General features: G+C 60.5%; 31 protein-coding genes and 1 other RNA gene. 19 read left to right on the forward strand and 13 right to left on the reverse strand.

All coding sequences use genetic code 11. The annotated features are described in order from the left end of the window. Positions 1 to 25: 25 nt before the first annotated feature. Entirely contained in the window at positions 26 to 259 is a 234-nt protein-coding gene (locus ACR1XV_RS04060; RefSeq protein ID WP_480529025.1) for a sulfurtransferase TusA family protein, read from the reverse strand. Positions 260 to 364: 105 nt separating this feature from the next. Here ACR1XV_RS04060 and ACR1XV_RS04065 point away from each other — a divergent pair, with 105 nt between their 5' ends. The 4 genes from ACR1XV_RS04065 (at position 365) to ACR1XV_RS04080 (ending at position 4,720) form a co-directional block, all read left to right on the forward strand. Further along, positions 365 to 1,117 carry a cytochrome c biogenesis CcdA family protein gene (locus ACR1XV_RS04065; RefSeq protein WP_480469888.1) on the forward strand — a complete coding sequence of 251 codons (753 nt, stop codon included), beginning with the start codon at positions 365 to 367 and terminating at the stop codon, positions 1,115 to 1,117. Positions 1,118 to 1,205: 88 nt separating this feature from the next. Then, the gene (locus tag ACR1XV_RS04070) at positions 1,206 to 2,420 is read left to right on the forward strand and encodes a hypothetical protein (RefSeq protein ID WP_480529026.1); all 1,215 of its coding nucleotides are present in this window, start codon (positions 1,206 to 1,208) and stop codon (positions 2,418 to 2,420) included. Next, on the forward strand, positions 2,417 to 3,766 hold the full coding sequence (locus ACR1XV_RS04075) for a cytochrome P450 (RefSeq protein WP_480529027.1): 1,350 nt from the start codon (positions 2,417 to 2,419) through the stop codon (positions 3,764 to 3,766). The genes ACR1XV_RS04070 and ACR1XV_RS04075 overlap by 4 nt, the downstream gene beginning before the upstream one ends. Before the next feature lie 72 nt (positions 3,767 to 3,838). Then, on the forward strand, positions 3,839 to 4,720 hold the full coding sequence (locus ACR1XV_RS04080; RefSeq protein WP_480529028.1) for a fructose bisphosphate aldolase: 882 nt from the start codon (positions 3,839 to 3,841) through the stop codon (positions 4,718 to 4,720). A gap of 4 nt (positions 4,721 to 4,724) precedes the next feature. Here ACR1XV_RS04080 and ACR1XV_RS04085 read toward each other — a convergent pair whose 3' ends face one another. The 4 genes from ACR1XV_RS04085 to fumC are packed head-to-tail and all read right to left on the reverse strand — an operon-like array spanning position 4,725 to position 7,176. Then, a complete protein-coding gene (locus tag ACR1XV_RS04085; protein WP_480529029.1) occupies positions 4,725 to 5,327 on the reverse strand; it encodes a DNA-3-methyladenine glycosylase I in 603 nt (200 codons plus the stop codon). 60 nt (positions 5,328 to 5,387) lie between these two features. Beyond that, complete coding sequence (locus ACR1XV_RS04090; RefSeq protein WP_480529030.1) at positions 5,388 to 5,609, reverse strand: ribbon-helix-helix domain-containing protein; 222 nt, start codon at positions 5,607 to 5,609, stop codon at positions 5,388 to 5,390. After that, positions 5,606 to 5,782, reverse strand: coding sequence for a DUF4169 family protein (locus ACR1XV_RS04095; protein WP_480529031.1), 177 nt, complete (start codon positions 5,780 to 5,782; stop codon positions 5,606 to 5,608). The genes ACR1XV_RS04090 and ACR1XV_RS04095 overlap by 4 nt, the downstream gene beginning before the upstream one ends. Continuing rightward, positions 5,782 to 7,176 carry a class II fumarate hydratase gene (fumC, locus tag ACR1XV_RS04100; protein ID WP_480529032.1) on the reverse strand — a complete coding sequence of 465 codons (1,395 nt, stop codon included), beginning with the start codon at positions 7,174 to 7,176 and terminating at the stop codon, positions 5,782 to 5,784. Before fumC ends, ACR1XV_RS04095 begins: the two co-directional genes overlap by 1 nt. Positions 7,177 to 7,382: 206 nt before the next feature. Here fumC and ACR1XV_RS04105 point away from each other — a divergent pair, with 206 nt between their 5' ends. Further along, entirely contained in the window at positions 7,383 to 7,940 is a 558-nt protein-coding gene (locus ACR1XV_RS04105) for a hypothetical protein (RefSeq protein WP_480529033.1), read from the forward strand. A gap of 29 nt (positions 7,941 to 7,969) precedes the next feature. Here the strand turns inward: ACR1XV_RS04105 and ACR1XV_RS04110 are convergent, their stop codons facing one another. The 8 genes from ACR1XV_RS04110 to ACR1XV_RS04145 all read right to left on the reverse strand — a co-directional run bounded on the left by ACR1XV_RS04110 (position 7,970) and on the right by ACR1XV_RS04145 (position 13,511). Then, positions 7,970 to 8,437 carry an SspB family protein gene (locus ACR1XV_RS04110; RefSeq protein WP_480529034.1) on the reverse strand — a complete coding sequence of 156 codons (468 nt, stop codon included), beginning with the start codon at positions 8,435 to 8,437 and terminating at the stop codon, positions 7,970 to 7,972. A 76-nt stretch (positions 8,438 to 8,513) separates the two neighbouring features. After that, positions 8,514 to 9,764: a chromate efflux transporter gene (gene chrA, locus ACR1XV_RS04115; RefSeq protein ID WP_480529035.1), complete on the reverse strand. Its 1,251-nt coding sequence runs from the start codon at positions 9,762 to 9,764 to the stop codon at positions 8,514 to 8,516. Beyond that, on the reverse strand, positions 9,761 to 10,576 hold the full coding sequence (locus ACR1XV_RS04120) for a chromate resistance protein ChrB domain-containing protein (protein ID WP_480529036.1): 816 nt from the start codon (positions 10,574 to 10,576) through the stop codon (positions 9,761 to 9,763). Before ACR1XV_RS04120 ends, chrA begins: the two co-directional genes overlap by 4 nt. A gap of 120 nt (positions 10,577 to 10,696) precedes the next feature. Next, positions 10,697 to 11,128, reverse strand: coding sequence for an ester cyclase (locus ACR1XV_RS04125; RefSeq protein ID WP_480529037.1), 432 nt, complete (start codon positions 11,126 to 11,128; stop codon positions 10,697 to 10,699). Between the two features lie 97 nt (positions 11,129 to 11,225). Further along, positions 11,226 to 11,573: a transfer-messenger RNA gene (gene ssrA, locus ACR1XV_RS04130) on the reverse strand. Between the two features lie 36 nt (positions 11,574 to 11,609). Then, positions 11,610 to 11,972, reverse strand: coding sequence for a DUF4345 family protein (locus ACR1XV_RS04135; protein ID WP_480529039.1), 363 nt, complete (start codon positions 11,970 to 11,972; stop codon positions 11,610 to 11,612). 14 nt (positions 11,973 to 11,986) lie between these two features. Next, positions 11,987 to 12,637 carry a TenA family protein gene (locus tag ACR1XV_RS04140; protein ID WP_480529040.1) on the reverse strand — a complete coding sequence of 217 codons (651 nt, stop codon included), beginning with the start codon at positions 12,635 to 12,637 and terminating at the stop codon, positions 11,987 to 11,989. A gap of 142 nt (positions 12,638 to 12,779) precedes the next feature. Then, complete coding sequence (locus tag ACR1XV_RS04145) at positions 12,780 to 13,511, reverse strand: FadR/GntR family transcriptional regulator (protein ID WP_480529041.1); 732 nt, start codon at positions 13,509 to 13,511, stop codon at positions 12,780 to 12,782. Positions 13,512 to 13,582: 71 nt separating this feature from the next. Between ACR1XV_RS04145 and ACR1XV_RS04150 the strand changes: the two genes are divergently transcribed. From ACR1XV_RS04150 to lpxA, 14 genes are all read left to right on the forward strand, one after another. Then, positions 13,583 to 14,392 carry a DUF2182 domain-containing protein gene (locus ACR1XV_RS04150; RefSeq protein ID WP_480529042.1) on the forward strand — a complete coding sequence of 270 codons (810 nt, stop codon included), beginning with the start codon at positions 13,583 to 13,585 and terminating at the stop codon, positions 14,390 to 14,392. Between the two features lie 4 nt (positions 14,393 to 14,396). Further along, positions 14,397 to 15,101, forward strand: coding sequence for a DUF1326 domain-containing protein (locus tag ACR1XV_RS04155; RefSeq protein ID WP_480529043.1), 705 nt, complete (start codon positions 14,397 to 14,399; stop codon positions 15,099 to 15,101). Positions 15,102 to 15,194: 93 nt separating this feature from the next. Further along, the gene (locus ACR1XV_RS04160) at positions 15,195 to 16,289 is read left to right on the forward strand and encodes a dimethylsulfoniopropionate demethylase (protein ID WP_480529045.1); all 1,095 of its coding nucleotides are present in this window, start codon (positions 15,195 to 15,197) and stop codon (positions 16,287 to 16,289) included. A 30-nt stretch (positions 16,290 to 16,319) separates the two neighbouring features. Next, positions 16,320 to 17,315, forward strand: a complete 996-nt coding sequence (gene acuI, locus ACR1XV_RS04165; protein WP_480529046.1) for an acryloyl-CoA reductase — start codon at positions 16,320 to 16,322, stop codon at positions 17,313 to 17,315. A 185-nt stretch (positions 17,316 to 17,500) separates the two neighbouring features. Beyond that, positions 17,501 to 18,064, forward strand: coding sequence for a ribosome recycling factor (frr, locus tag ACR1XV_RS04170; RefSeq protein WP_480529047.1), 564 nt, complete (start codon positions 17,501 to 17,503; stop codon positions 18,062 to 18,064). A gap of 9 nt (positions 18,065 to 18,073) precedes the next feature. Next, positions 18,074 to 18,805 (forward strand): isoprenyl transferase, encoded by a 732-nt coding sequence (locus ACR1XV_RS04175; RefSeq protein WP_480529048.1) that lies wholly within the window; start codon positions 18,074 to 18,076, stop codon positions 18,803 to 18,805. After that, entirely contained in the window at positions 18,802 to 19,584 is a 783-nt protein-coding gene (locus ACR1XV_RS04180; RefSeq protein ID WP_480529049.1) for a phosphatidate cytidylyltransferase, read from the forward strand. Before ACR1XV_RS04175 ends, ACR1XV_RS04180 begins: the two co-directional genes overlap by 4 nt. Further along, a complete protein-coding gene (dxr, locus tag ACR1XV_RS04185; RefSeq protein WP_480529050.1) occupies positions 19,584 to 20,756 on the forward strand; it encodes a 1-deoxy-D-xylulose-5-phosphate reductoisomerase in 1,173 nt (390 codons plus the stop codon). Before ACR1XV_RS04180 ends, dxr begins: the two co-directional genes overlap by 1 nt. 6 nt (positions 20,757 to 20,762) lie before the next feature. Further along, positions 20,763 to 22,115, forward strand: coding sequence for an RIP metalloprotease RseP (rseP, locus tag ACR1XV_RS04190; protein ID WP_480529051.1), 1,353 nt, complete (start codon positions 20,763 to 20,765; stop codon positions 22,113 to 22,115). A gap of 90 nt (positions 22,116 to 22,205) precedes the next feature. Beyond that, a complete protein-coding gene (locus tag ACR1XV_RS04195; protein WP_480529052.1) occupies positions 22,206 to 22,334 on the forward strand; it encodes a hypothetical protein in 129 nt (42 codons plus the stop codon). A gap of 128 nt (positions 22,335 to 22,462) precedes the next feature. Further along, positions 22,463 to 24,823 carry an outer membrane protein assembly factor BamA gene (gene bamA, locus ACR1XV_RS04200; RefSeq protein WP_480529053.1) on the forward strand — a complete coding sequence of 787 codons (2,361 nt, stop codon included), beginning with the start codon at positions 22,463 to 22,465 and terminating at the stop codon, positions 24,821 to 24,823. 6 nt (positions 24,824 to 24,829) lie between these two features. Then, positions 24,830 to 25,411 (forward strand): OmpH/Skp family outer membrane protein, encoded by a 582-nt coding sequence (locus ACR1XV_RS04205; RefSeq protein ID WP_480529055.1) that lies wholly within the window; start codon positions 24,830 to 24,832, stop codon positions 25,409 to 25,411. Between the two features lie 72 nt (positions 25,412 to 25,483). After that, positions 25,484 to 25,957, forward strand: a complete 474-nt coding sequence (gene fabZ, locus ACR1XV_RS04210; protein WP_480529056.1) for a 3-hydroxyacyl-ACP dehydratase FabZ — start codon at positions 25,484 to 25,486, stop codon at positions 25,955 to 25,957. Next, positions 25,954 to 26,739 carry an acyl-ACP--UDP-N-acetylglucosamine O-acyltransferase gene (lpxA, locus tag ACR1XV_RS04215; protein WP_480529058.1) on the forward strand — a complete coding sequence of 262 codons (786 nt, stop codon included), beginning with the start codon at positions 25,954 to 25,956 and terminating at the stop codon, positions 26,737 to 26,739. Before fabZ ends, lpxA begins: the two co-directional genes overlap by 4 nt. Position 26,740 lies beyond the last annotated feature (1 nt).

The raw sequence follows: 26,740 nt of genomic DNA on the forward strand, positions 1-26,740 counted from the left end.
ATCTGGTCCGCCTTTTTCGTTCGGGTTAGCCCGCCTTCTGGATCAGATAGATCTGATACCCGTCCGCCATGTCCTGCGAGATCAGAGTGTGCCCGGCCTCAGAACAAAAATGGGGCACGTCGATGATGGCCGCCGGGTCATCGGCGAGGACACGCAGCATCCCTCCGGCGGGCAGGGATTTCAGCCGCTTTCGGGCTTTCAGCACGGGCAGCGGGCATAGCAGCCCCAGCGCGTCGAGGGTTTCGGTCTCATCAGTCATGGGGTTGAGATATTTCCAACTTGTAACACTGTCCAGCATTCAACCACGAGGATGTGACCGAATGGCCCCGTGACGCGGGCGATATGATACCATATGTGCTGACGTATGTTCGGAATAGACATCATCGACGCGGGGCTTCTGCCCGCCATGTTCATCGCCATGCTGGGCGGGCTGATCAGCTTTCTATCGCCCTGCGTGCTGCCGATTGTGCCGCCCTATCTGGCCTATATGAGCGGTGTTTCGATCAACGAGATGAAGGACGAGGCTCGGGCGCGGCGCAAGGCGACCCTGTCGGCACTGTTCTTTGTGCTCGGGCTTTCGACGGTGTTCCTGCTACTAGGCTTTACCGCATCGGCGTTCGGGGCGTTTGTTCTGCAAAATCAGGTGCTTTTCGCCAAGCTTTCGGGTGCGGTGGTCATCGTCTTCGGCCTGCATTTCCTGAATGTCTTCCGTATTCCGCTGCTGGACCGCGAAGCGCGGGTCGAAACCGGCGATTCCGGGGGCTCGGTCTTTGGGGCCTATATTCTGGGCCTCGCCTTTGCCTTCGGCTGGACGCCGTGTATCGGCCCCCAACTGGGTGCGATCCTGTCACTGGCCGCGTCCGAGGCTTCGGTTGCGCGGGGCACCTTGTTGCTGGGTGTTTACGCGGCGGGGCTGGGCATTCCCTTCCTGCTGGCGGCGATGTTCCTGAACCGCTCGATGGCGGTGATGAACCGGATCAAGCCGCATATGGCGACGATCGAAAAGGTGATGGGCGGGCTGCTGCTGTTCGTTGGCATCATGCTGATCACCGGCCTGTTCACCGAATTCAGCTGGTGGCTGTTGGAAACTTTCCCGGTTCTGGCCACGTTCGGTTAACCCTCTGGCGCTAAACGTGGATGTAGCGACGGCGGGTCTTACGCTCGTCGCCGCCCTGCGCTAATCTGCGGGGCAGAGGGCCGGGTACATGAGCAGTCGACAACCCCATTCACAGGTGCGCAGGCGCCGGGTGTACTACATCCCCGGCTATGACCCGATTCACCCCCGCCGGTATCGTGAGCTTTACCGCACGGAGGGCCGCGCGCAGGCCGAGATATCCGGCTATGAAATCTCGATCAGTGGCCGGGCCGGGCAGGCGCTGTATGGCTGGAATGTACGGTCTCGACAGGACGGCATGCTGGTTGAGGCTGAGGTTGTTGTGCTTGTCTGGTCCGATATCGTGCGTGAGAGTATGGCGCGCTCGATCCCTGCGACCTATCTGCAACTGGCCCGGACCGCGTGGATCTACATCGCAACGGGGACGCTGGGGCGTCTGATGCGGCTGCGCAAGGGGCCGGTCATCGCGGCACTTTACCCGGTGGGGATGCTGTTGCTGCAACTGCTGGCGGCGCTGAGTGTGGTCTGGGGGATATCCGTCTTGCTGTCTCCGCTTGTCGGAGGGTGGGGCCTGCTGCCCGCGCTTGGGGTAGCCTGCGCGCTACTTCATTGGTTTCGAAAGCTCGATAACCGGCTGTTTGCCTATTATCTGATGCACGATTATGCGCATTCCGCTCGCCTGTCGGGGGCTTATGCACCTGAGATGACAGAGCGTCTGCACCAATTCTCCGACCTGATTTCTGAGGCGCTTGAAAGCGATGTGGATGAGGTTCTGGTGGTCGGCCACAGCTCGGGCGCGCATTTGGGGGTGTCGGTTCTGGCGCACCTGTTGCGGCGGCGAGAGGCTCCGCAAGGTGGCCCGGACCTGTCATTCCTGACATTGGGGCAGGTCGTTCCCATGGTCTCGTTCCTGCCGCGCGCCGATGGTTTGCGCGCTGATCTGAGATACCTGTCTGTTCATCCCGATCTGACCTGGGTCGATGTGTCGGCCCCGGGCGATGGCTGTGCCTTCGCGCTGTGTGATCCCGTCGCCGTCAGCGGTGTCGCCACGGCCGAGAAACGCAACCCTCTGGTGCTGTCCGCCGCCTTCACGCAAACCCTCTCGGCCGAACGCTGGGCGCACCTACGCTGGCGGTTTTTCCGTCTTCATTTTCAGTATCTTTGCGCCTTCGATCAGGTCCGGGATTATGACTATTTCCGCATTACTGCGGGCCCTCAAACCTTGGCACAGCGCTTTGAAGGCCGTGCTCCGTCGCGGTCACGGATCGAGCAGCCGGTCTCGAAGTACCGGTCGGTGCGGGCATGAAACCACCAAAGCCACAGGCGCGTGCGGATAAGGTTTCGCTTTGGCGATACCTGCGCCTGTTCCGGCAGGATCTGCTGTCGGCGCAGCCCCAGCGACTGTACCGCGCGTGGATGGCCGAGTTTCGAACGCCGTTCTTTCGGTCCTACATGATCAACCAACCCGAGCTGATCCGCACGGTGCTGAAGGACCGGCCCGAGGCGTTTCCAAAGTCCGGCCGCATCAGCGAAGGCCTGCGCCCCTTGCTGGGGCAATCAGTGTTCCTGTCCAATGGTGAGACATGGAAGCGTCAGCGGCGCATCATTGACCCTGCGTTCGAAGGCGGGCGGTTGAAAGACAGCTTTCCTGCGATGGCCGACGCGGCGCAGGCCTGCGTCGACCGACTGCGCGCGCAGTCCGGGCAGGTAGTGGAATGCGAAGAGATCACAAGCCACGTGGCCGCTGATGTGATCTTTCGCACGCTGTTCTCGGTGCCAATAGGCCATGAGGTCGCCGCGCAGGTGTTCGACAAGTTTCGCGCCTATCAACGCGCGCAACCCTTGCTGAACCTTGCGGCCTTCATCCCCATGCCGCGCTGGATACCGCGCGTTCATGCCCGCCGGACGCGCCAGACTGCCCGGCAGATCCGCGACCTGATCGGTCGCCTGACGGCAGAACGGGCGCAGGCGATCAGCTCGGGGACCGCTCCGAACGATCTGGCGACCAAGATCATGACGACGCGTGATCCCCAGACCGGCGCGTGTTTCGATGCCGACGAGATGATCGATCAGGTCGCCATCTTCTTTCTCGCTGGACACGAAACCAGCGCCTCGGCCTTGGCGTGGACGCTGTATCTGATGGCGCTTTATCCCGACTGGCAGGACAGGGTCGCGGCGGAAGCGCGGGCTTTGGACGAGGTAGAGTTCTCGGCGATGTCACGCCTTAAAATCAGCCGGGATGTGTTTCGTGAGGCGCTGCGGCTCTATCCGCCGGTGCCGATGATGGTACGGGAAACGACCTGCCCGGAACAGTTCCGCAACCGCGATATTCCAAAAGGGTCGCAGATCGTCATCAGCCCATGGCACCTGCATCGGCAAGAGCGTCTGTGGGACGATCCGGATGATTTCGACCCGAGCCGCTGGGCGACGGAAAACGGCCGGACCTGCCAGCGCGAAGCCTATATTCCCTTCTCGGCAGGCCCGCGCGTTTGCACCGGCGCAGGCTTCGCCATGATCGAGGGGCCGTTGATCCTGTCGATGCTGCTGCGGCGCTATCGTTTCGAAACAATCGAAGGCAAAACGCCCGTACCGGTGGCCCATCTGACCGTCCGTTCAAAGGACGGCATCTGGTTGCGGCTGGTTGAGCGCTAACAAACTACCATCGTTCTGCGGCTTGCTGTATGCGGTGAAGAAAGCTGGAATCATATTGAACGGGAAAGAGTTATGTCCAAGGCAGAACAGCGCGCGCAGATGTCCGACGGCGCAGGATTTATCGCAGCACTGGACCAAAGCGGCGGGTCGACGCCGAAGGCGCTGGCGCTCTACGGTGTTGAGGCATCGGACTATGGCTCGGACGCTGAGATGTTTGGCGAGATCCAGAAAATGCGCGCGCGCATCATTCTGGCGGATGATTTCACCAGCGAGAAAGTGATCGGCGCGATCCTGTTCGAACGGACGCTGGGCGAGGAAATCGACGGCAAAAAGGTCGCCGACTATCTCTGGTCGGCTAAGCGCATCGTACCGTTCCTGAAGATCGACAAGGGTCTTGAGGATCAGGCCAATGGCGTTCAGATGATGAAGCCGATCCCCGGTCTGGCCGAGACACTGGCAAAGGCGGATGGCGTCTTTGGCACCAAGGAACGCTCGGTCATTCATGAAGCCAACGCCGAAGGCATCGCCGCCGTTGTGGCGCAGCAATTCGAAGTCGCGCGCGTGGTGACTGACGCGGGCATGGTTCCGATCGTCGAGCCCGAGGTCAACATTCACTCGGACAGCAAGGCCGAGGCCGAAGGTATTCTGAAAGCTGAAATCCTAAAAAACCTCGATCAATTGGCCGAGGGGCAGGAGGTCATGTTGAAGCTGACCATCCCAAGTCAGGCCAACCTTTATGACGAGCTGGCCGACCACCCGTGCGTTCTGCGCGTTGTTGCCTTATCGGGCGGTTACTCGACTGAACAAGCCTGTGATCTGCTGAACCAGAACGGCAAGATGATCGCCTCATTCTCGCGTGCGCTGACCGAAGGGCTGTCCAAGCAGCAATCGGATGCTGAGTTCAACGCCGCGTTGGGCAGCAATATCGACAAGATTTATCGCGCCTCGATCTGATCCCTCAGACAGGTTTGGTGAACGAGCGGCGCAGCTGCGCCGCTTTTTCACGTCCGATGCAACCCTCGGCGTGATCGTTGACCAGCCCCATGGCCTGCATGAAGGCAAAGACCGTGGTGGGGCCGACGAATTTCCATCCCCGTTTCTTTAGGTCCTTTGACATGGCGATGGATTCCGGTGAGGTCGACGCCGTCTGCGGCGGCGGAGGCACCTCAGCCTCGTAGCGCCAGACATAAGCGGCCAGAGAGCCCTCGGCCACGATCAACTCCTGCGCGCGGCGGGTGTTGTTGATCACCGCTTCGATCTTGCCGCGGTGGCGGATAATGCCTGCATCTTCCAGCAGTCGCTGAACATCTGCATCAGAAAATGCAGCCACCTTGTTGAAATCAAAACCACAAAAGGCTTTGCGGAAATTCTCGCGCTTATTCAGAATCGTCCGCCAACTGAGCCCGGATTGAAAGCTCTCAAGGCATAGCTTTTCAAACAACCGCTGGTCGTCAGCAACCGGATAGCCCCATTCCTGGTCGTGATAATCAAAGAACTCAGGCACGGCCTGACACCATGCGCAGCGCGGTTGGCCATCGGGTCCAGTAACGGTCTTGCTCATGACGGTGTGCCCTTTTTGTTCTCATTCAGGCTACACACAACGAAACATATGTGACAAGCGTCAATCGCGGCTGCGATACCAGTTCAAAACATAAACCCGAATGGCCGAGGCAAGGCCGGTTTCGGGATCACGCTCGACATCAATTTCAGAAGCCAACGCGTTGATTGGCATATCTTTATCTTCTGCTATTTTCCGAAAAGCGCGCCAGAACTCATCCTCGAGCGAGACTGACGTGCGGTGCCCCTTGAGTGTCAGCGAGCGTTTGACCGGGCGACCACTCATTCGTCGACCTTATGACCGTCGAGATCGCGCTTCTGCTTGTCTTGCTGCAGCTTGACGACCTCTTTTTCGGCCTTTGTCCGTCCGAAAGCCACGGCGTTCCGGTCTGCGCGGGCCTTCTTTTCGGCCCGCGCCTTTTCCTTTCGGTACCGGTTCAGATTGACCGGCTTACCCATCAGTCTTTCGGACCGATCATCTGTTCGGGGCGCACGACCGCATCAAAGGTATCTTCGTCCACAAAGCCCAGCGCGATAGCCTCTTCCTTGAGGGTCGTGCCGTTCTTATGCGCGGTCTTGGCGACCGTGGTGGCGTTGTCATAGCCGATGGTCGGCGCCAGCGCGGTGACCAGCATCAGCGATTCTTTCATCAGCTTGTCGATGCGCGGCTCGTTCGCTTTGATGCCCAGCAGCATCCGCTCGGTAAAGCTGTCGGTGGCATCGCCCAGCAATTGGATCGACTGCAGCAGGTTGTAGGACATCATCGGGTTGTAGACGTTCAGCTGGAAATGCCCTTGCGACCCGGCAAACTTGATCGCCGCATCGTTGCCCATCACATGAGCCGCCACCTGCGTCAGCGCCTCGGCCTGTGTCGGATTGACCTTGCCGGGCATGATCGACGATCCGGGCTCATTTTCGGGCAGGATCAGTTCACCCAGACCCGAGCGGGGGCCCGAGCCAAGGAACCGGATGTCATTGGCGATCTTATAGCAACTGCCCGCAACCGTGGCCAAAGCCCCCGACAGAAAGACCATGGCGTCATGGGCGGCCAGCGCCTCGAACTTGTTCGGAGCGGTGATGAAAGGCAGGCCTGTGATATCGGCCATGTTCTTGGCAACAGCTTCGTCCCAGCCGTTATGGGTGTTAAGGCCGGTGCCCACGGCTGTCCCGCCTTGCGCCAGCTCGTAAATGCCGGGCATCGAGGCTTTGACCCGCGCGATGCCCTGACGGATCTGGTGCGCGTACCCGCCGAATTCCTGTTCCAGCGTCAGCGGTGTCGCGTCCTGCGTGTGGGTGCGGCCGATCTTGATGATGCCCGCGAACTCGGTGGCCTTGGCTTCAAGCGCCCCAGCGAATTTCTCGAGCCCCGGCAGCAGCACGTCGCGCACGCTCATGGCGGTGGCGATATGCATGGCGGTGGGGAAGGTGTCGTTCGACGACTGGCCCATATTGCAGTGATCATTGGGGTGAACCGGGTCTTTCGAGCCGATCTCGCCGCCCAGAATCTCGATCGCCCGGTTCGCGATGACCTCGTTCGAGTTCATGTTCGACTGGGTGCCCGACCCGGTCTGCCACACAACCAGCGGGAAGTTGTCGTCAAACTTGCCGTCAATCACTTCGCCTGCGGCCTGAATGATCGCGTCGGCGATCCGGGCGTCCAGCTTGCCAATGGCTTTGTTCTCCATCGCGCAGGCCTTTTTGATCACGCCCAGCGCGCGCACGATGGCGACGGGCTGCTTTTCCCAGCCGATGGGGAAATTCATGATCGAACGCTGGGTCTGTGCGCCCCAATACTTGTCGGCGGGGACCTCAAGCGGGCCAAAGCTGTCGGATTCGGTGCGGGTCTGAGACATCTGTCACTCCGTCTGGTATGCAGTCGTATGCCGTTTACCCGCAGCAAGGCTGTGGCGCAATCGGCCAGTTGCGCGCACCTTAAACCCCACCGGTTCAAAGGTATAGACAAGGGGCCGCCACAAATAATCGACGTTAGCGAAAACAGTGCCATTGTGCAGCGGCGGGCTAAAGTTAAGATGGGCAGGCAATCAGGACGGAGACAGTCATGCGCGTAGCTTTCTTTCGGCATCCCCTTCACATGGTCGCGCTGGCCGCGTGTCTCTGGGCCGGTGCGCTGGCGCAGCAGGCGCTGGCTTCAGGGATCGAACCTTTTGTTGGCGACTACACGGGGTCGGCTGACGTGGTGGATGCCGACGGCACGGCAACGCCGCGGGATATGAGCGTTTCGATCCATGAAGTCCGGGGTGGGTTCAACGTGAGCTGGACCACGACGACCTATAAATCCGACGGTCGGGTCAAGGACGAGAAATACTCGGTCGATTTCCAGACCTCGGACCGGCCGCATGTATACTCCGCGGCGATGCGGCGCAATGTCTTCGGGCACGAGGTTCCGCTGGACCCGATGAAGGGGGAACCCTTTGTCTGGGGCCGAATTGACGGGGATACGCTGACCGTCTTTTCGTTGTTTATCGATGAAAACGGCGGTTATGAGCTGCAGCAATTCGACAGAACGCTGGCCGATGGCGGCCTGAACCTGTCATTCTCGCGCTTTCGCAATGGCGAGAAATCCCGGTCGGTCGATACATTCCTGAAAAAAGAATAGCCCCCGCAACTGGCGGGGCCTGACACGCGCTACTTGCGGAAGCTGTCGAGTGAGACCACATCAGCGTCGTGATGGGGCTCCTCTTCTTCGGCGTCGGTCTCGATCGGGGCCTCGGCCACGAGTTGATCTTCATCCTCGTCATCCTCAGGGCTTTCAAAGCGCAGGCCGAACTCGACCGATGGATCCACGAAGGTCTTAATCGCCAGATACGGGATATAGAGCGGTTCGGGCGCATCGCCGAAATTCAGCGTGATCGAGAAGCCGTCATCGCCGACCTCAAGGTTTTCGAACCAGTGCTGCATGACGATCGTCATCTCGTCGGGATAGCGCTGGCGCAGCCAGTCGGCCAGTTCGACGCCCTCGTACCGGGTATCGAATGTAATAAAGAAATGATGCGCACCGGGCAGACCGGTTTCGGACACGCCGGTTAGGACGGTCTTGATCAGGCCACGCATGGCCGTGTGCATCAGGTTCCCGTAGTCGATGTCTTGCGACATGGTTGATCCTCGAAAGTGGTTGATCTCAGCATAAGGGATTCGGACGGAAACGAAAGGCCGTGCAGGGCGGCATTGATCACAAAACCTGCAGCGCCATTCCGGTCAGCCCCATGATGGCCAATGTGGTCCCTAAACCGGATTTCAGTCGAAAAATCAACAGGGCCGCGATCAGCGTCAGGACCAGCGCCCGGATGTCGAGCGATGCCGGATCGGGCAGAGGCACCGAGACCGGACCCCAGGCCCATCCCGGCAGGCTGCCGAACAGAACGTTCAGGCCAAACCACACGGAGAGGTTGAGAATCACTCCGACGACGGCGGCGGTGATGCCGTGCATGGCCGCGCCAAGCCGGGGGCGTGCTGCGATCCGGTCAAGATGCGGGGCGGCAAGGAATATCCACAGGAAGCAGGGCACGAAAGTGGCCCACAACGCGACGGCCCCGGCGGCCAGCGCAAGCGCGGTGCCGCCTGCAATCTGGCCGCTGAGCATGGCGACGAATTGGGTCACCAGTATCAACGGCCCGGGCGTGGTCTCTGCCAGCCCCAGCGCATCTATCATCTGATCGGTGCTGATCCAGCCATAAGTATCGACCACGGTTTGCGTCATATAGGCCAGCACCGCGTAGGCCCCGCCAAAGGTCACGACCGCGAGGCGGGCAAAGAACCAGCCCAGATCGCTGAGCAGGTCCTGCCCGCTCAGGTCCAGCAGGACCAGCGGCCCCAGCCACAAGGCCAGCCAGATCAGCGCGGTCCGTAGTGGGCGCGCCAACGTCGGTTCGACGCTGGATATGGCCGGTGCGCTGTCTTTCGAGGTGATGTAGCCCCACAGGGCGGCGCAGAGGATGATCAGCGGAAAAGGCAAGTTGAACAGGAAGATACCCAGAAAGCCGAGCCCGGCGATGACCCGGTGTTCGGTATCCGTCAGCGCCTTGCGCGACAGGTTCCGCAGGGCCTGCAGGACGATGATGATCACGGTGGCCTTGATACCCAGAAACGCCGCCTGCACCAGCGGCAGCGTGCCGTAGGCCGCATAAAGAGCGACCAAGACGCCGATCACCAGCGCACCGGGCAGGACAAACAGCGCCCCGGCGATCAACCCTCCGGCCATGCCACGCAGCCGCCAGCCGGCATAGGTGGCAAGCTGCATCGCCTCGGGACCCGGCAGCAACATGCACAAGGACAGGGCGCGCAGATAGGCCTGTTCGTCCAGCCAGGTACGCCGCTCGACCAGTTCGCGATGCATCAGCGAGATTTGTGCAGCAGGCCCGCCAAAGGACAGCAGGCCGATCCGTCCGAACACCCGGATAAGGTCGCCGAGCGAAGGCGTCATTGCCCGTGACCCGCAGGCCAGTCATGGGTTTCGTCAAACCCGTCGCGCGCCCAGCGGTAGAGCGCATCATAAAGATGCAGCCCAGCCTCTAGCTGTTGCTGATCGTCACGATACTGGCGCGAAAGGCCGACGGACAGCGCCAGCAGGCCAGCGGCTTCGGGCGCAAGGTCATGCCGGTTGGTGTCTGCGGCTCGGATGATCGTCGCCATACGGTCCAGCGGGGGCGAGTGCAGATTGAACGCGCCAAGCATTGTATCAAAGCTGCAGTTGTCACCGCGATGGCCCCAGTCGCCGCCTTCCGTGTCAAAGGCCACGGCACCGAAATGCTGGGCAACGCGTGGAACCTCGGACGGGGCTACGAACAGAAACCGGGCGTGGGTGTCGACAAACCTGCGGATCAGCCAGGGGCAGGCGATCCGGTCGATCTTGGGCCGGTGGCGCGTCACCCAGAGCGTGCCACCGTCAACCAGCGCGGGCAGGGCCGCGGCCGGTACGTACTGCGCCCCGGCCATGTCGCGCCACGCGAACATCCCGCCCTCAAGATATTCGGCGCGATGCCCATCGGCCTGCAGCCAGGACACAACCCCTTGGCTAAGTTTCCGGCCTTTCTGGCAGATCACAACGCAAGGCGCGCCTCCGGTCAGGGCGGCGATCCCGTCGATATCTGCATAAGGGTGCCGAATGGCGCCGGGGATCAGATATGGATCCTCGTCGAAATCCGGATCGGTTCGTACGTCGATCAGAATCGGGGCCTGAGGGGTTCCGATCAGTCGGGTAAGCTGTTTTGGTGTGATTGCATTGGGGGCAGCCATAGCATGTTTCCTTGTTGCTTCGGATACATGCGAACTTGGGCTGCCGCCTCACGGGGCGTTCGCAAGCCAGCCCCTTGCGGTTGTGCTAGCTCAGATCACCAGCGGGGGTCAAGCGCGTGGTCAGACCCAGTCGAGCCTTTGCCCGGTCATGCAAACCGGCAAGGTATCCTGCGGAAACTGGCCCAGTTGCTCAAAGAATGAGATGAAATCGAACTGATTATACGCCTCGACCATCTTATCATCCTTGAAACGCGCCATGACCTGACCGGTGACTTCCAGCGGAGCGCCGTTGTCAGCACGGCAGGTTCGGACATGCAGAATGCCGGACACCCAGTCGCCGTTTTCGATGATCTTCGGCAAATCGACCGAGATTTCGCCCAGCACATGCCTGAAGGCCATCACAAGGTCGCGGAAATCGTCCGCGCCTACCTGCATCTCGGGGATCAGCCCTTCGGCCAATGTTTCGGGGGCAAAGAACTGATCAATTGCGTCCGTATTGCCCTTTTCCCAGACCTCTGAATACCACGCTTTCAATCTGTCCGAGTTTGACATCTTCGCCTCCTGTCATTCGGGGAAACGATGGCGCAGAGAAATGAATAAACTCTGAATCCCGGATGAGTTATCGGCACAAACGCAGACATAAGGGGGGAATGCAGGTTTCTGTTGCCAGGTACCTGCGAACCCCGCCTTACGCGGCTAGGCGCAAGGACTTAGATTTCGGTCTTGTTACTGCTTACGCAGCAACTGCGACCGGAGCACGATTGTCGTTTGCAATTGTACTAGTTTCGCCGATAACGGTGGCAGACAGCCGAGACAAAGCTAACCCCTTTAGACGTTCGTCGATCCTGTTTCGGCCCCAAAATCCCCAAACGAAGGATGGTTGGTGGAGCCGCCGGGTACCGCCCCCGGGTCCGATCCGCTTATTACGAGCGCGTTTATGTCCATAGTCCCGAAGGACATATCCTATATAGGTGAGGTTCCGGTGCGATGCAAACTCAGATTGCAGATCGGGGTCCGAAGTCAAACCAAAGGGTTAGGCCGCTTTGTTCATGTTAGCCAGAATCAGCCACAACGCCAGAACCAGCTCGATTCCGCCGAAAGTCAGCGCCTTGACCAACGGCGGGTTATCCAGCGCGACTGAAACGAAACGACCCAGCGCCGCCCCGGCATAGATCACGCCCAGCATCACATAGGCCATCGGGTTGTTCAGCCACAGAACCGCGAGGCCCGTGACCACAAACAACCCGCCGACCGAGGCCCGCATCTCGCTATAGCCCATCGTGCTGCTGGTGGGGGCCAGATCCAGTGCGTTTGCGGTGTACGCCGGGGCCAGAAATCCGAATGAACCGAAACCGATCGTCAGAATGGCGGCAAGAATGTTTAGGGCTGAGACCATCATTTTTCCTTACATCAGGCCGCATAGGCGGCGTCAAAGAACTCCAGCTCAAGCTCGACGGCGCGGTGGAACAGGCGTGTCACATCGGCCTGCGCCTGCGCGTCCAGCGTCGGCCACACCTTGTCCAACTGGCCGCGCAGGTAAGCCACGACACCTTCGAACCCTTCGCCGGCATGTAGCGTGATCCATTCGGCAAACCAGAAGGGCAAATCCTGCTTTGGCGGGTTTTCCGGCGTGGCCCATGTCAGATAGACCCATTCGGCCACCACCAGCACGGCCAGCATGTTCTCGTACCGGCCCGAAGCGGCGGCCTCGGCCATCAGCTCTTGAAAGGCCTTCGTCGCCGGGGCGGGGTCCGAGATTGGCTCGGTGCCCAGCGCCTCCATTGCGCGCAGGAAATAGGTGTTTTCAGGCCCCGTTATGACAGCAAGGAACTGCGCGGCCGGAACGCTATCGGCCAGCGAGGGCGCATGGGCGATGGCGCTGGCCAGCAGGCGGACAAAGCCGTCGACGAACTGATAATCCTGCTGCAGATACCAACGCATCTTGTGGGCGGGCAGGGTGCCATCGGCCAGTTCGCGGGTGAAGGCATGGCTGGTCGCAGCCCTCCAGTCCTCGGTCTTGCCATCTCGCAGCAACTCGGTCGGTCGGGGGCTGTTCGGCATCGGGGTCTCCTTGATTTCCGGGATGCACAGAAAACTGTTTCGGATCAAAGCGCAAGCATCGACCTGAGGTCCAAGGGACCGTTCGTCATGTCATGAGGGTGTCAGAGCGTCTGTACCAGACCCCCGGGCCTTGCGATGTCGCTCAACCGGGTCTGCGTCGCTGCTCGGCCACGTCCTGCGCCAGCTTGCGCGTGTAGCTTTCCAGCTTGACCAGCGCGGCATCCACAGTGGGGGCGTCGCGCGCCTCGAGGGCGTCGGCGATGTTGCTGTGAAGGCCGATGATCTCCTCGCGTGAGCGGGCCGTGAAGGTGATCATGTTCATCAGCGGCTGCATCGCCTCGACCGCGCCAGCCAGTTGATAGGACAGCACCGGATTGCCCGCCCCGTCGACCAGCGCCCGATGAAACGCCACGTCCGAGGCGCAAAACGCCTCGTCCGTCAGACCGGGCTGCGCTTGCCGGAAAATTTCGGCCCGCATGGTTGCCAGCTGATCTGCGGTGCGACGCTGCGCCGAAAGCGCCGCACAGGCCCGTTCAAGCGCATAGCGCGCCTCGCACGCGGTATCGAAGCTGACGGCGTTCATCGACAGCAGCAGGGTCGAGGTCGTGATCTGCTGGGAATAGGCGTCTTCAAAATTCAACCGATTCACGAAGGCTCCACCGGTCGCGCCGCGCTGCGTGCGGATCAGCGATTGCGCGGCTAGCCGTTTCAGTGCCTCGCGCACGGTGGGCCGCGAAACCTCGAATTGATCGGCCAATTCGGCCTCGGACGGCAGGCGTTCATCGACGATCAGGCGCCCCGATACAATCGCGTCCCGAATGGCCTGAGCGATTTGGGCAGACAGATCAGCGGGTTTCTGAGGGTCGATTTTCATCTTTGTGCGTGCCGTTGGTGACTTTTTATTTGTCTGACATTTAAAAGTCTGACATTTGAAACGCAAGGGAGATGCTTGGGGAGGGGCAAGTGAGTCGTTCACTTTTTCGCAACGCGTTCTGGTTGGGCTTCTACGCCGCGATCCTGTCGGCGTGGTGGGTGATGTTCCGCATGAGCCGCGACATGGATCTGGACTGGATCGGCAGACCGGGCCCGACGGGGCAGGCCATGGCCGCGATGGACCCCCGGATGGATATGTATATGCCCATGGCCGAATTCGGGCCGCTTTTCTGGATGTGGGCGATCATGATGGCGGCGATGATGCTGCCGACCCTGATCCCGACCCTGCGCGGCTATGATGACCTGATCCACAGCGCCAATGGCACCCGCGCGGGGTGGCTGGGTGTACTGGCGGGCTACTTTCTGGTCTGGGTTGGATTCGCTGCCGTAATAACGGGCGTCCAGTTGGGCCTGCTGTTCGGAGGCGCGGTCGACATGCTGGGAATCGCCAAGTCGCCATACCTGACCGGCACGTTGTTGATCGCTGTCGGCGCATTCCAGTTCAGTCGCACCAAAGAAGTTTGTCATGGTGTCTGTCACGCCCCGATGAGCTATTTCCTGGGCCATTGGAAGACCGGTTTCTCAGGCGGTCTGCGTATGGGACTGGGGCTGGGCGCGTTCTGCGTCGGCTGTTGCTGGGGCTTCATGGCGCTTGGGTTTGTTGGCGGGGTCATGAACCTGTTGTGGATGGGTCTCGCGACCTTGTTCATGGTGTTGGAGAAGCTGCCGCAGATCGGGCACGCAGTCACGCGCCCGATGGGGTTCGCGCTGATTACTGGTGGTGTTGGACTGCTGACCTATCACATTGCATACGGAGGATAAGCTGATGGCAAAAAACAGAAAACCGGATTCGGACAAGCTGCCGATCAGTCAACGGATCGACAGCCGGATGCCCAATCCCAAGCGTCGTGAGATGAGCCCGACGGACTGGACCATCAAGGGCGAACTGATCCTGAACTGCTCGTGCGATGTGTTCTGCCCCTGTGTCGTCTCGCTGGGTGCGCATCCTCCGACCGAGGGTCATTGCCACGCGTGGATGGGGGTGATCATCGACGAGGGGCATTACGAGGGTGAGGACCTGTCGGGCCTGAATGTCGGTCTGCTGGTCGATATCCCGGGACGGATGGGCGAGGGGCAGTGGAAGGTCGCCGCTTATGTTGATGAACGCGCCAGCGGCAAGGCCTATAACGGTCTGCTGCAGATTTTCAGCGGGCAGGCGGGCGGAACCACCGGTCTGTTCACCATGCTGGTGAGCGAGATCATCGGGGCCGAGCGTGCTCCGGTGCAGATTGAGCGAGACGGCAACAAGCGCCGCATCATGATCGGTCGCAAGATACAGGGCGAGATCGAGATGCTGGCGGGTAAGGATCCCGAGCATCCGGTGATGGTGTCGAACTCGAAATACTGGATGGGGCCCGACATCATCGTGGCGCGCGGGACCAAGTCGAAGGTGCGTGACTATGGCCGGGTTTGGGATTTCGGTGGCAAATCAGCCGAGATCTGCCCGATCGACTGGCACGGGCCAAAGTGATGGTCAGTCTTCGGAACCCCTCAGTCGATCATGTGACGTGCCGTTGCGGGGCATCCGCCAGCGGTCCGGCGCTTCTGTCCAAGGACCTCTGAGATGGCAGTTATCAGCCCCAACCGACGTGTCCGCAAAACCCCTTTTACCGCAGGTGTCGAGGCTGAAGGGGTCAAAGCCTATACCGTCTATAATCACATGTTGCTTCCGGCGGTTTTTGAAAGCGTGCAGGCGGATGCAGCGCACCTGAAACAGCATGTGCAGGTCTGGGATGTCTCATGCGAGCGGCAGGTTCAGATCAAGGGGCCCGATGCGCTGCGATTGATGAAGATGCTTAGCCCTCGCGACATGGACCGGATGCAGGCGGATCAATGCTATTATGTTCCGATCGTGGATCATCGGGGCGGCATGCTGAACGACCCGGTGGCGATTAAGCTGGCCGACGATCACTATTGGCTGTCGGTGGCGGATGGTGATCTGTGGCAATTTGCTTTGGGCATCGTGATTGCGCTGGGGCTGGATGTCGAGGTGACGGAACCCGATATCTCGCCGCTTGCCGTTCAGGGGCCAAAGGCAGAAGAGTTGATGGCACGGGTGTTTGGCGAAGAAGTCCGCGACATTAAGTTCTTCCGGTACAAATGGTTACCTTTCGAAGATAAAGCATTTCTGGTGGCGCGCTCGGGCTGGTCAAAACAGGGCGGTTTCGAGATTTACGTTGAAGGCGGGGACTATGGAATGCCGCTGTGGGATGCGCTTTTTGCCAATGGGCATGATCTGCAGGTACGGGCCGGTTGTCCCAACGGTATCGAGCGGATCGAAAGTGGGTTGCTGAGCTTCGGGTCGGACATGCGGCGCGAGAATACGCCTTATGAATGTGGGTTGGCGCGGTTCTGCAACTCACCGCTGGATCATATCGGCAAGGCCGCCTTGGCGGATCAGGCCCGAAACGGACCTCCGCGGCAGATTCGCCCGCTGGTGATCGAGGGTGAGATCGGTCCGTGCACCGAAGCCTGGCCGTTGATTGCGCAGGGTCAGCAGATTGGCCAAATCACTTCGGCGGTATTTTCCCCTGAGTTCGGGGTGAATGTGGCCATTGGCATGGTCGACCGATCCCACTGGACCGCCGGAACGCGGGCCGAGGTGATCACCGAACATGGGATGCGGTGGGCAGAAGTGCAGGAGAAATTCTGGCGCTGAGCGCCTGATTGCAGATAAGGGAGTAAGATGATGTTTAACGCACTTATTGTTGAAAAAGATGAAGAAAGCGGTTTGGCGAGTGCCGCCGTTCGACAGATTTCACAAGACGCTCTGCCGGATGGTGAGGTAACGGTTGCCGTTGAGTATTCGACCGTGAACTACAAGGATGGCCTGTGCATGTCGCCAAAGGGGGGCGGGCTGGTGCGCAGCTATCCTCACATCCCGGGGATCGACTATGCGGGGACGATTGAGCGGTCGTCGGATGACAGGTACAGCCCGGGCGACAAGGTCGTACTGACCGGTTGGCGTGTGGGCGAAGCGCATTGGGGCGGCTATTCGCAAAAGGCGAACGCGCGCGCGGATTGGCTTGTGCCGCTGCCCGAAGGGCTGACGAGCAGGCAGGCGATGGCGGTGGGTACCGCCGGCTTTACGGCAATGCTGGCGGTTATGGCGCTGGAAGATCATGGGCTGCAGCCGGGTCATGGTCCGGTCCTGGTGACGGGCGCGGCAGGCGGCGTTGGGTCGGTTGCAACCGCCATTTTGGCGCATCTGGGGTATGAGGTGGCGGCAGTCACCGGACGTCCCGAAACGGCGGACTATCTCAAATCGCTGGGGGCCACCACGATTGTCCCGCGGGACGAGTTGAACGAGACGACCAAGCGCCCGCTGGAAAGTGAAACTTGGTCCGGCTGTGTGGATGCGGTTGGCGGAGCGATGCTGGCCCGGGTTCTGGGGCAGATGAAATATGGTGCATCGGTCGCCGCGGTCGGGTTGGCCGGGGGCGCGGCGCTGCCGGCGACGGTGATTCCCTTCCTGTTGCGAGGTGTGAATCTGCTGGGCATCGACAGTGTGATGCAGCCCTATGACAACCGTGTTCGCGCCTGGCAGCGCATCGCGACCGATCTGCCGATGGACAAGCTTGACGCGATGGTCCATCCGGCAACCTTGTCGGATTTACCTCAGCTTGGGGCCGATATTCTGCAGGGGCAGGTCAAGGGGCGGGTCGTTGTCGACGTGAACGCCTGAACGAACGGTTGAAGCCGGATTTCGGCCGGACGACCTGTCCGGCCACATTCTTTGTTGGAAATGGGGCCAGATTGCCGGAAACAGTTCTGGTCATTGCCACAATTCCTCACCATGATTGCTATACATCCCATTTGCGATGGCTTAAGACCCATCCCGACAGCACCTGAAGACGGGGAGTGAGCAGCATGTCTGATGATTTTGACCTGGACACCGACGACCTGAAACGCCGCATGGATGGCGCGATGGCCAACCTCAAGACCGAATTTGCCTCGCTTCGGACCGGGCGCGCCTCGGCCTCGATGCTCGAGCCTGTGATGGTTGACGCCTACGGGTCGATGACCCCGATCAATCAGGTCGGCACCGTGAACGTGCCCGAACCGCGCATGGTCACCGTCAATGTCTGGGACAAGGGCCTGGTCGGCAAGGTCGAAAAGGCGATCCGCGAAAGCGGGCTGGGGATCAACCCTCAGCTGAACGGGACCATCATCATGCTTCCGATCCCGGAGTTGAACGAAGAACGTCGCCGCGAGTTGGGCAAGGTCGCCGGGCAATACGCCGAAAGCGCCCGGGTTTCGATCCGCAATGTGCGGCGCGATGGTATGGACCAGATCAAGAAGGGCAAGGCCGATGGCCTGTCCGAGGATGATCAGAAGCTGTGGGAAGCCGAGGTTCAGGATCTGACCGATACGATGATCAAGGCCGTTGACGAGGCGCTTGAGACCAAACAAGCCGAGATCATGCAGGTCTGAGCGCCGCTGATGCCAAAGGACCCTCATAACCCGCCGCTCTCGGGGCCGCGCCATGTTGCCATAATCATGGACGGCAATGGCCGCTGGGCGCAGGCGCGCGGGCGACCCCGGCTGTTCGGCCATCACGCCGGAGCCCGTCGTGTGCGCGAGGTGGTCGAGGCCTGTCCGGGGCTTGGGGTCAAGTATCTGACCGTCTTTGCCTTTTCGACCGAGAACTGGAAACGGACCCAGGTCGAGGTGGCCGGGCTGATGAACCTGTTCCGGCGCTACATCATCAAAGAGACCAGGACGTTGAAGGACAACGGCATCCGCGTGCGGTTCATTGGCGATCGCGTCCGCCTGGATGCAAAACTGACCGAGCTGATGGACACGCTCGAGCGGGAAACACAGGACAATGATCTGGTTCACCTAACCGTGGCGCTGAACTATGGCGGTCGGGATGAGGTGGCCCGCGCCACCAAACGCCTGGCGCGTGATGTGGCCGAAGGGCGTTTGCGGCCCGAAGATGTGGATGAAGAGACGCTTCCTAAGTATCTGGATACGCGGGTTCTTCCGGATCCGGATCTGGTCATCCGCACCAGCGGCGAGGCCCGGATCTCGAATTTCCTGCTGTGGCAGTCGGCTTATTCGGAATACGAATTCATCGATACCCTTTGGCCGGATTTCACCGCCGCCGAACTGGAACGTCTGTGCCGCAGCTACGGCGCGCGCGAGCGGCGGTTCGGAGCGGTTCCGGCATGAGCGATGGCCGATGGTCCGATCTGACAGCCCGGGTCCTGTCTGCCGTGGTTTTGGTGATCGTCGGCGCGATTGAAGTCTGGCTGGGCGGGCTCTGGTTCGAAGCTTTCATTGCAGCGGCCTGTGGTCTGATGACCTGGGAGCTTGTGCGCATGGTCGAGCCTGCGCGTCAGGGCGTCGCCATCCAATTGGCAGTCCTGACAGGCTTTGCAGTCGTTCTGAGCTTTCACTTGCCCCCGCTTTACAAGTTGCCCTTCCTGCTGGCCCCGGCGCTGGTCGGGGCGGGGCAGATCAGCCGTGCGCGTGGTCTTTATGCGCTGTTTGCCTTCTGGATCGCCGCGTCGGGGCTGGGGTTCATCTCTATCCGCGAAAACATGGGATTTGGCTGGATGGTCTGGCTGATCCTCGTCGTCGTCGCCACCGATATCGCGGGCTATTTTGTCGGCAAAACGCTGGGCGGTCCGAAATTCTGGCCCAAGGTCAGCCCCAAGAAAACGTGGTCCGGTACCGTGGGTGGCTGGGTTGCTGCCGCTGTGGTCGGTGGCATCTTTGCGATCCATGCGGGGTTCGGGCTTGCGTTTGTTCTGATCTCGGTGCTGGCGTCCATGGCCAGTCAGGCCGGCGACATCGTCGAAAGCGCCACAAAACGGAAGTTTGGCGTCAAAGACAGTTCGAACCTGATCCCCGGGCACGGCGGGTTTCTGGACCGCTTTGACGGCATGATGGGGGCAGCGGTTTTTGTTCTGATCGCAGGGCTGATCTACGCGCCCGGAGGCATGTGATGCGTAAGGTTTCAATTTTTGGGGCGACGGGCTCGATCGGGCAGAACACCATCGACCTGATTGCGCGGCATCCTGAGGCCTATGACGTCGTTGCGCTGACCGGTGGGGGTAATATCGACCAACTGGCCAAGGATGCAAAGTGTCTGGGCGCGGATATCGCCGTCACGGCGTTTGATGACCGGTTGGACGATCTGCGCGCAGCACTTGCAGGCAGCGGCGTTCAGGCAGCAGCGGGGCAGGCGGCTCTGATCGAAGCGGGCGCGCGCCCGGCGGACTGGGTGATGTCAGCGATTGTCGGCGCGGCCGGACTGGCGCCGGGGCTGGAGGCGTTGAAACAGGGGGCCACGCTGGCGCTGGCCAACAAAGAGACGTTGGTCTGCGCAGGAGCGCTTGTGTTGGAAACGGCACAGACTCATGGCGCGCGCCTTCTGCCGGTCGACAGTGAGCATTCGGCGGTGTTTCAGGCGCTGGTGGGCGAGGATATGGCCACCGTCGAGCGGATTATCATCACCGCCAGCGGTGGTGCGTTCCGCGATTGGCCACTGGCCGATCTGGCCTGTGCAACGGTCGAGCAGGCCTCGAGCCACCCGAACTGGAACATGGGCCAGCGGATTACGATCGACAGCGCATCCATGTTCAACAAGGCGCTGGAAGTCATAGAAACAAAAGAATATTTCGGCATCTCTCCGGCGCAGATCGAAGTGCTGGTTCATCCCGAATCCATCGTTCACGCAGCGGTCGGGTTTCGGGACGGGGCTTTGATGGCGCATCTGGGCGCACCGGATATGCGCCACGCGATCGGATACGCTCTGCACTGGCCCGAACGGCGCGGTCTGCCGATCGAGCGGTTGGACCTCGCGAAACTCGGTCAACTGCGGTTCCAAACCCCGGACGAGGCGCGCTATCCCGCGCTGCGGCTGGCGCGCGAGGTCATGGAACGCGGCGGCCTGTCGGGGGCAATCTTCAATGCCGCCAAAGAGCGCGCCCTGGATCACTTCATCGCACGCCGGATCGGGTTTCTGGACATGGCCGATGCGGTGGCTGCGGTACTTGACCGGTTTGAGGCTTCGGACGGCCTTATTGATGCCCCTTTGACCCTTGATAATGTGCAGCAAACGGACCATCTGACTCGGCAATGGGTCGATGAAACCGTATTGCAACGAGCAGGATAAATACCTTTGGACGTACTCTCTTTGATTCCGCAATTCGGCAATCTTCTCTATACGATAGTGGCCTTTGTTATAGCACTTTCCGCGATCGTCGCGGTGCATGAATACGGGCACTATATCGTCGGCCGCTGGTCCGGCATTCACGCAGAGGTCTTTTCCATCGGGTTCGGCCCCGTCCTCTGGAGCCGCGTCGACAAGCGCGGTACTCGCTGGCAGATCGCGCTGCTGCCCTTCGGCGGCTACGTTAAGTTTCTGGGTGATGCCAATGCGGCGTCCGGCAAGGACGAAGAGGCGATGGGCGAGATTGCCCAGCAAAGCCCCGAAGAACTGCGCCGCACGATGCACGGCGCGCCCCTTTGGGCGCGCGCAGCGACTGTGGCGGCGGGACCGGTCTTTAACTTCATTATGTCCATTCTGGTGTTTGGCCTGGTCTTCTGGTCGCAAGGCGTCTCGCGTGAGCCGCTGACGGTTGGGGCATTGCAGCCGCTGCCCGGTACGGTGCAAGGCCTGCAAGAGGGGGATGAGATCATCGCCATCGCCGGGCTTCCGACCCCGGATTTCGACGACCAGAATACATGGTCGGATTTCATCGACACGCTGCCGGTCCAGCCCGAGTTGGATTACACCGTGATCCGCAACGACGAGACGGTTGATGTAACGGGGCCGTGGTTGTTCCCGCCGCTGATCCAGCAGGTTGCGCCGCGGAGTGCGGCGATGGACATCCAACTCGAAAGCGGTGACGTGATCACCGCCGTTGACGGAGAGCCGATTTTTGCCTTCGAGCAGCTCAAAGAGCATGTCGAAGGATCGGACGGGCGCGCCTTGCTGCTGAATGTCTGGCGCAATGGAGCCGATCTGGAATTCGCGCTGGCGCCGCGCCGCACGGATGAACCGCAGCCCGATGGGGGCTTTGTCACCCATTGGCGCATCGGCATCGTGGGAGGCATGATGCTTGAGCCCGAAACGGTTCCTGCCGGGCTGTGGGACTCGTTGCAAGGCGGCATGGCGCAGACGTGGCGGATCGCCGAGGGCTCGCTGTCGGGGCTTTGGCATATGGTCACGGGGGCGATCAGCACCTGCAACATCTCGGGGCCGATCGGAATCGCCGAGGTCTCTGGCGCGATGGCAAGTCAGGGGCCGCAAAGCTTCATCTTCTTCATTGCTGTCCTGTCCACCGCAGTCGGACTTTTGAACCTGTTCCCGATCCCAGCGCTGGATGGCGGGCATCTGGTGTTTTACGCCTATGAGGCGGTGTCAGGCAAACCGCCCAGCGACAAGGCTCTGCGGGTGCTGATGGGGATTGGTGTCGCGCTGATCCTGTCGCTGATGCTGTTCTCGGTCAGCAATGATCTGTTCTGCTGATTAAGGCAGCCGCGGCACCGTTTGGACGCAAAATTGCCGCAATTCGAACCTATGCTCTTGGGTGCTTTCTTATGAATGGACCCGAGGGCGATGACCAAGGCGTTGCAGAAATCTTACCAGAGCTTCAGCTTCCTATTTCTTCTGAACTGGGACGTTTTGCTAAGCTTTGGTGTGACCGCGTTGGCACTGGCTTTGGGGGGCTATTTCGTCGGTCTGTGATTCTCGGCGCGATGGCGTGACGATCTGCAACGGCCCACGGGCCGTTTTTTGCATTTTGCGCTTTTGACATGGTTCCTCAATCGGGCTACTCAGCAGCTAAAGTCTGAAAATTCTGGGTAGTGAAAAAAATGACTAACAGCAGAGGCACGGGCACATTCTGCGGCTCTCTCGGGCGGCAAAGCAATATTTTGTGGCAGGCACTAACATTCTTTTTCTTCTTTGCTATGCCGGGGTTGCTGGTTTTGCCGCAGCCCGCACAAGCGCAATCTTACACCATCAATAGCTTCGAAGTTGAGGGCAATCGGCGCATCGAGACGTCGACCATCATCGCGCGGACGGGAATCGAACCGGGGCAGACGGTGAGTGCCGGACAATTGAACGATGCCTTTCAGCGTTTGCTTGACAGTGGTGTTTTTGAGACAGTCGAGCTAACGCCGCGCGGCAGCACTCTGGTCATCGAGGTTGCGGAATATCCGACCATCAACCAGATCAGCATCGAGGGGAACCGCCGTGTCAAAGACGACGTGTTGCTGGATGCCATCTCCTCGGAAACGCGCCGGGTGTTCACGCCGCAGATGGCCGAAGCCGATGCCGATCTGATCGCTCAGATCTATTCCGCGCAGGGCCGGGTGTCTGCGACTGTAATCCCGCGCATCATTCGCCGCAGCGATAATCGCGTCGATCTGGTATTCGAAGTAGCCGAAGGCACCACAATCGAGGTCGAGCGTGTCAGCTTTGTCGGGAACCGCGCTTACTCTGACCGCCGCCTGCGTCGGGTACTTGAAACCAAACAGGCGAACGTCCTGCGTACCTTCCTGCGCGGTGACACATTCATTGCCGACCGGATCGAGTTCGATAAACAGGTGATCCGCGATTTCTACCTGTCGCGGGGCTATGTCGATTTCCGGGTCAACAGCACAAATGTGGAATTCACCCGCGAACGGGACGCGTTCTTTCTGGTGATGAACATCACCGAAGGCCAGCGGTTCGCGTTCGGCCAGATTTCGACGGTCAGCGAGATCCCGGGTGTGGACCCCGCGGCCTATCAGGCGGCGCTGAAGATCAAGCCGGGGGTGATCTACTCGCCCAGCCTCGTTGAAAACTCGATTGCCCGGATGGAACGACTGGGGCTGAAGAACGGCGTCGACTTCCTGCGGGTCGAGCCGCGCGTGACGCGTAATCCCCGCGATCTGACGCTGGATGTGCAGTTCGTTCTGACCCGCGGCCCGCGCATCTTTGTCGAACGGATCGACATCGAGGGCAACACCACCACGCTGGACCGTGTGATCCGGCGCCAGTTCGACACGGTCGAAGGCGACCCGTTCAACCCGCGTGAAATTCGCCAAAGCGCCGAGCGTATCCGCGCACTTGGCTTCTTCTCGGTGGCGGATGTCGAGACGCGTGAGGGCTCATCGCCCAGTCAGGTGATCGTGGATGTCGACGTGGAAGAACAGCCCACCGGCTCGCTGAGCCTGGGCGGGAGCTTCTCGGCGTCGGATGGCTTCGGGATTGCAATCGGCCTGAACGAATCGAACTTCCTGGGCCGGGGACAAAACCTGGGTGTGAACCTGTCGACTGCTCAGGACTCCGAGCAGTACTCGATCAACTTCACCGAACCCTATCTGCTGGGCCGCAAGCTGCGCTTTGACCTGGGTCTGGGGCTGGCAACCACCAATTCCAGCTTTGCCAGCTTCGATACCGAAACCGTGTTCTTCAACCCGCAGATCAGCTATGCCATCGGCGAGCTGTCGTCGCTGCGCCTGCGCTATGGCTGGGACCGCAGCGAGATGACCCAGCAGGGGAGCGAGACCAACGGCGCGGTGGTCGCGTCGGAAATCGCGCAGGGCAAACGGACATCCAGTTCAATCGGCCTGTCATATGTCTATGACAGCCGTCTGGGCGGTCTGAACCCCAACGCGGGCGTTCTGTTCGAGGTGGGCGTGGATGCCGCCGGATTGGGCGGCGATAACGAGTTCATCAGCTCGACCGCGCGCGCCATTGCCCAGAAACGGGTGCTGAACGAAGAAGTGGTGCTGCGGGCGACCCTGGAACTGGGGGCCTTCAACTGGACCGGCGACGACTTCAGCCGGACCGTCGACCGCTTTGTCTTGGGCCCCAGCCAGTTCCGCGGGTTTGAGCCTGCCGGTATCGGCCCGCGCGACTTGTCGAACGGGCAGGACGACGCCATTGGCGGCAACTACTACTGGGTTGCCCGGTTCGAGTCGGACTTCCCGCTGGGCCTGCCCGAAGAGCTGGGCCTGCGCGGCGGTGTGTTCTATGACGTCGGCAACCTCTATAACATCGATAACGTTGACACCGCTGGTGCCGATATTGTCGGGGCTGGTGGGTCGATCCGTCACGTGCTGGGTGTCTCGGTCCTGTGGACCACGCCGTTCGGCCCGCTGCGGTTCAACTTCTCAAAGGCGTTGAAGAAAGAGGAATTCGACAACGAGCGGAACTTTGACCTGACCATTCAGGCCCGGTTCTGATCGCGAATGACCTTTCGTTTCGCGAAAATACTGCAGGGCCCCATCCGGGCCCTGTGTGTTTTGGGGCTGCTGACGGGGGCTTCGGTCAGCGCGCAACAGCTTGGTGTGCCGCAATCCAGCGTTCTGACGATTTCCAGCGAGCGGTTGTTTGCGGATTCCGCATTCGGCCAACGGATTTTCCGAGAGATTGAGGCCGAAGGCGCGCTGCTGGCGCAGGAAAACGAACGCATCGTCGCCGAACTGAGCCGCGAAGAGAAGGACCTGACTGAAAAGCGCGCGACCCTGTCGGCAGAGGAATTTCGCCCGCTGGCCGAGGCGTTTGACGAAAAGGTACAATCGCATCGTGACGGGCAACGCGCCAAGCTGGACGCGCTGGCACGCCGCGGCGAAGAGGCGCGCGGGCAGTTTTTTGAACTCGCGCAACCCGTCCTCATCGATCTTCTGCGCGAGTCTCGCGCCTCGGTGGTGATCGAACGGGCGACGGTTGTACTCAGCTCGGATGCCTCGGACATTACCGATGCGGCGATTGCCCGGATTGATGCCGCGATTGGCGACGGGGCAGCGCTTGAAAAGCAAAGCGGCGACTAGGCTGGCTTGCCCTCGGGTACCGGTATTGCTAACCACGCTTGAAAGAGACATCCAGAACGGGACATCCAAACCATGACCACGGAAACCAAGAGCGCCGACATTCAGCTGATTCAGCGGATATTGCCGCACCGCTATCCGTTCTTGCTGGTCGACAAGGTGGTGAACATTCAGGGCTATCAATCGGCGGTCGGTATCAAGAACGTCACCATGAACGAGCCGCATTTTCAGGGCCATTTCCCGGGCACACCGATCATGCCCGGAGTCACGATTGTCGAGGCGATGGCTCAGACAGCCGGTGTCATGCTGGGTGTGGGCATGGACGTGATCGACAGTGAGTTGCTGATCTATTTCATGAATATCGACAAGTGCAAATTCCGCCGCAAGGTCGTGCCCGGTGACGTACTGGAAATGCACGTCGAAACCGTGCGCGGCAAGAAGGGCGGCAAGATCTTCAAGTTCAGCGGCCGCGCGACGGTCGAGGGCGAGGTGGCAGCCGAGGCCGAGTTCTCGGCCTATGTCGATTGGGACATGGAAAAGACAACATGAGCGGCATCCATCCCAGCGCCATAATCGAAGACGGGGCCCAGATCGGGCAGGGCTGTATCATCGGCCCGTTTTGTTATGTCGGGTCGCAGGTGCGGCTGGGTGATCGGGTCGAGCTGAAATCTCATGTGGTGGTCACCGGCGATACCAGCGTTGGCGAAGAGACGGTTATCTTCAATTTCTCGGTGATCGGGGAAATCCCGCAAGACCTGAAGTTCGGCGGCGAGGATACGCGGCTGGAGATCGGCAAGCGCAACCGCATCCGCGAGCATGTGACGGTCAACACCGGCACCGAAGGCGGCGGCGGTGTGACACGCATTGGCGACGATTGCCTACTGATGGCGGGTGTCCATGTGGCTCATGATGTGCAGATCGGCAATCGCGTCATCATGGTGAACCATGCCGGTGCGGCGGGTCATTGCATTATCGAGGATGACGTCATCGTCGGCGGCATCTCGGGCCTGCATCAATGGGTCCGCGTGGGTCGTGGCGCGATCATCGGCGCGCTGACTATGGTGGCCAATGACGTCATTCCCTATGGCCTCGTGCAGGCCCCTCGGGGTGAACTGGATGGGCTCAACCTTGTTGGCCTCAAGCGCCGGGGTGTGACGCGGGCGGATATCTCGGCCTTGCGTGCGGCCTTTCGCGAGTTGTCCGAAGGTGAGGGCACCTTCATGGACCGCGCCAAGCGTCTGGGCGATGATGCCGAAAGCGAATATGTGCGCCAGATCGTCGATTTCGTGACGGGTGAGACAGACCGCTCTTTCCTGACGCCGAGGAAGTAAC

The organism is Ruegeria sp. AD2(2025) (assembly GCF_056542385.1).